Source organism: uncultured Campylobacter sp. (assembly GCF_937949835.1).
Classification (GTDB): Bacteria; Campylobacterota; Campylobacteria; order Campylobacterales; family Campylobacteraceae; genus Campylobacter_B.
Genome location: NZ_CALEDC010000474.1, coordinates 1 through 3,757 on the forward strand (window position 1 = coordinate 1; position 3,757 = coordinate 3,757).

5 protein-coding genes are annotated in these 3,757 nt (G+C 38.4%); 1 reads left to right on the plus strand and 4 read right to left on the minus strand.

Annotation, left to right across the window (positions count from 1 at the left end):
- The 4 genes from Q0256_RS10515 to Q0256_RS10530 form a co-directional block, all read right to left on the minus strand.
- Positions 1-737, minus strand: a 737-nt coding sequence (locus Q0256_RS10515) for a hypothetical protein (RefSeq protein ID WP_297962817.1), incomplete at its 3' end; no start/stop codon positions are given.
- Between the two features lie 4 nt (positions 738-741).
- On the minus strand, positions 742-1,203 hold the full coding sequence (locus Q0256_RS10520) for a hypothetical protein (protein WP_297962818.1): 462 nt from the start codon (positions 1,201-1,203) through the stop codon (positions 742-744).
- Positions 1,204-1,249: 46 nt separating this feature from the next.
- Positions 1,250-1,396 carry a hypothetical protein gene (locus Q0256_RS10525; RefSeq protein WP_297962820.1) on the minus strand — a complete coding sequence of 49 codons (147 nt, stop codon included), beginning with the start codon at positions 1,394-1,396 and terminating at the stop codon, positions 1,250-1,252.
- A gap of 248 nt (positions 1,397-1,644) precedes the next feature.
- On the minus strand, positions 1,645-3,231 hold the full coding sequence (locus Q0256_RS10530) for a TolC family protein (protein WP_297962822.1): 1,587 nt from the start codon (positions 3,229-3,231) through the stop codon (positions 1,645-1,647).
- A 256-nt stretch (positions 3,232-3,487) separates the two neighbouring features.
- Between Q0256_RS10530 and Q0256_RS10535 the strand changes: the two genes are divergently transcribed.
- The coding region (locus Q0256_RS10535; protein ID WP_297962824.1) for a hypothetical protein at positions 3,488-3,757 on the plus strand (270 nt) is incomplete at its 3' end.

Consider the following 3,757-nt stretch of genomic DNA (forward strand, 5'->3'; position numbering starts at 1 on the left):
TTTTGATAGGCGATCAAATCTTTTGTTTTGGTATGCAAGATCTCATTATATTTGATATTTTTTCTAGCGGTTTCGAAGTCTTTTTGATTTAGCTCGTATAGATCGCTTTTGCCGGTGATTTCCAACACTGTCTTTCTGTCGCTTATTATAAAATTCAGTTTTTCTCTATCGGTAGCGTAGGAATTTAGTTTAGAAGCGAAGTCTGCTTTGTCCATACCGTTGATTTTAGTAATATTTTTGTTTTTGAGAAGCTCGGGGAGTTCAGTTTGATAGAAGGTTCTATCCGGATTAGCATTTTTTCCTATATAAGTTATAACCTCACCTTTGGTTTCTGCAACAAAACGCTTAGAAGCGATATCCCACAAACCACTATCTTTCTTACCGGCATCGTAAAAGAATTTATTGACTTCGGAACCACGTTTTCCATATTCTTTTATAACATCGAATTCTGGATTGCCCTTACCAAAAACTCTTTTTAACGCCATTTTTAAATTCGTGTTTTTATTGATATCTAAAAATTCGCCTACCGACGTTTTATCTATCATCCTAACATTATTATATTGATTGGTCTTTTTTAGATAGTCTTTAAAACCATCCATATCTTGTATGCCAGAATATAATATGGTTTTTGATCCATGCGCAGACAAGTCCAGCTTATTTAATACATTTATTATATCTTGTTTAGTGTTGGCTGTTTTTAGCAACTCATTTGCTTGTTCAAGTGTTAAGTTTTCCATGGTTTTATCCTTTTAGTTTGCTTACTAGCTTTACTTTAAAATTTGGAGCTTGATCCCATGCGCCATCTAAACCAAATACATCAAGCGCCTCAGCTAAAAGATCTATAATATCTTGTGTTTTTAGTCTGAATGTTCGAATAGGATGAAGCTCAAGCAAGTACCAGACAGTATTGTACTTTATAGAATCAATAATCTCCTTTTTTTCATCCAATTCTATATCTAATATTACTTTAATAATACTTCCTTGGTAATATAAAGTCCAAAGCGTTTTACTTAAATATCCATGATCTACCTCGGGATCTGGGAAAAACCCTGTTTTCATAAGCCAGCAGTCACGCTCCCTGTCTATAACCCAATACCATTGATCTGGCAAGCCTTTATCGTATGGATTATATTTAAGAAAAATCTTAGTAAGTTTATATTTTTTATCATCCTCTTTGGTGATGATTGCATTTTCAAACGCCATTCTCTCCTCCTTAAGAAATTTAATAATCTTAGATTTTACGATATGTTTATATTCGCCTATGCGCTAATAAATATATAGTAGAAAGCAGGATTTGTTTTATTAGAGCTTGCTTAGCAGAGCGTTTATCCGTTTTAGCGCCTGTATTGCAAAGAGCTTTTACAGCTGCTATCGGTTCCTTATCATAATCTCTCATAAAATCCCCTACTCATATAAAAATTTCGCCGCATTTTACCTTTTTATTCTTATGAAGTATTTAAAATTTAAAAGCGCTTTGTCCTGCCCAATTTCAAGATCTTTTGCCGCTCTAAATTTTAAAATTTTACTTCACAGCGCTGCAAAAATACAAAGCCTAAAGCCAAATACAAGACGCTATGCTAAGACGCCATAGCCGCTTAAACTATCCGACTAGCCGCGAAACCATCTACTTGGCTACCAAGCGCCCTACTCACACCTTCCGTATCTAGACATTAGTTCCGCTTTTTTGATATTAAAGCTCGCTTTTTGTGCGTGATCTCTTAGGGCTAACTCCTTTTTTAAAGAAGCTATTAGAGAGTTTAAGACATCTATCTTTGAGCTTTCGTTACCGGCATTTAATCTTTTTTGCATAGTTAGGATATCTTTTGAAATTTTAGAGGAATTAGATAGGATTTTACTGTATTCGTCCTTTTTAGATAGAAATAGTTTAAGATCTGCGATCTGCTTTTCGTATTCTAATCTAGCTTCTTCTTTTTTAGATAAAATCCTCTCTTTATTGATCTCTTTTTCTTTAATCTGTGCGGCGCGCTTGCCTCCGTCAAATAGGCTCATATGCACCGTAAGCCCCGCTCTATATCCATGTCTTTTGACATCCTTTCCCGCACGGCTAAAGTCGTCTCTGTCGCTGCCGTAAAGATCGTATCTGCCGTAGAGCGAAACGGTAGGATAATAAAGCCTTTCTTGCGATCTCATACTTAGCTCATTTGCGGCTAATTCATGATCAAATCCTTTAGCGATTACGCTATCTTCAAAGGGTACGAAGTCTGAGCCGCTGCTTGCTCCGCCTAGATCCGAAAGATAAAACACGTTTGGAATTTTAACTCCCGAGAGCGAGTAAATTTTATTTAAGGCGTTATTTGCGTTTAGTTCTAATTGAGATAGCTCATAGCTCGTATCGGCTAGCGCTATGGCTTGATCTGCCAGGGCGGTTTTACTTAGCTCTCCTGCGCCAGATAGCCTCTTTTCATAGATATAAAGCATCTCGTAGGCATCTTTTAACCGCTCATAGATCTCTATTTTGTTTTTATATCCGAGCGCCTCGTCGTAAAGCTCCAAAAGCTTAATAGAGCCGTCCATATACGAAGAGCATCTTTTAAGATCGGCTTGTTTGATATTCTCTTCAGCAGCTTCTATGGCTAACTCATCTGCGCCGAATTTAAATATATCTTGGCGCAGCACAAGCGATACGGAATCGCCGTAGCCGCTTTGCGAGACTAGGCTATCATCGCCAATCTGCACGGAATTATAGCGAGCGCCGTAGCGTTTGGCGTATTCGCTATTGGCATTAATTCCAAGCTCGGGATAGCGTGAGGCCTTTTGATACTCAAGCTCGTTGCGTGCGCTTTGCACATCCAGTCTGGTTAAATTTAAACTCGGTGAATTAGCTAAAGTATGCTCTAATAAGGCGTCGAAGGAGAAGGAGCTTGGGCCCGCTTTAAAATTTGAATCAAGCTGCCCGTCCAATCTTTTTTGATTTATATCCCGTATTTTTGATCTATCGAGTCTGTAAATTTTAGTAGGAGCTTCGGCTTTGGAGTTTGAATTCTTTGAGGCGTCTTGCGAGCTATCTTGCTTCGAGCTTGCCTCGGGAGTGGAGAGATATTTTTCCAAAGCACTCTGAGTGTTTGGCGCGGCTGCTTGGTTTTGAGTAGACGTTTTATTTGAGGCAGGTTTTGATGAAGCGGAGCTAAATTTATTCGCTGCGTTTAAGAAATCCGCACCGATAGTTAAAGCCAAGGTGATTAGAATAGGGGTAATCGCAAATTTATTCAAAGCAAGCTCTTTATAAATAAAATTTTAATGCATTTTATACGAAAGGGGATTAAAATTTTATAAAACGGCGCTTGAAATTTAGGTTTTGCCGTCGCGACAAACGGGCGGGTTGATCTGCGATTTTCAAACGCAAAAAAAGCGCTTAAAAGTCTCGTGAGCCGAAGCGGAATTTGGACGCAACGGCGGCGTTTTGCTTTGCAATTTGAGTTAAAATTTGATATGATTGTGCGAAATTTATATTGAATGGCTTTTTAAAATGAATAAATTTATAACCCAAAAAATAGGCGCGCTCGCGGGCTTTAGCGATGAAATTTTAAAAATTTTAGCATCGTTTGACGCGGATGTTTCGGATGTCAGGCTCGCTTTGCAAATTTCAAAAAATGCCCCCTTTGCGGATAAAATTTTAGATTTAGCCTTTTGCGGTTTGTCTAAATTTAGCGCCGAAGGGCTCGCGAGGCAAAATTTCGGTGCTGCAGATGAGCGGTGCGATCTCCAAAGCACAGAGCCTATAAAGTATGGCTTGCAA